We start from the raw sequence: 339 nt of genomic DNA, 5'->3' as shown, positions 1-339 counted from the left end.
CATCTGATCATACTCATAAGTTTTACCCGAGGAAGACTTGACGACTTGCTTAATTTGTCGAACTGTTCCACGTTTGACCTCTTGACTGATCGTTGAATGGTGTTTGCCCAATCTCCTAGCTATTTCTCTAAAGGATAATTTTTCTTCGCAATAAGCTTCTATTTTACACCGATCCTGATAGGTTAAATGTTTCCTATTCGATAGAGATGTGTTACTATTGGTGTGCGTCATGTAAATTCATCCTTTCATTGTTTGTCGTCAACTACAATGTTAACATGAAATTTACATGGCGTCTTTTTTTTTCACAATTGAGTGGCTAAGTTCATTCTAAAATCCACC

Annotated in this window: 1 protein-coding gene; it reads right to left on the bottom strand. The window is 36.6% G+C overall.

All coding sequences use genetic code 11. From position 1 onward, the window contains the following. The coding region (locus D3H64_RS06580; protein ID WP_147429900.1) for a helix-turn-helix domain-containing protein at positions 1-231 on the bottom strand (231 nt) is incomplete at its 3' end. Between the last annotated feature and the right edge of the window lie 108 nt (positions 232-339).

The organism is Atopobacter sp. AH10 (genome assembly GCF_003664595.1).
Lineage (GTDB): Bacteria > Bacillota > Bacilli > Lactobacillales > Aerococcaceae > Atopobacter.
The sequence above is the reverse complement of the archived record's forward strand: the minus strand, read 5'-3'. Positions and strand labels throughout refer to the sequence as shown.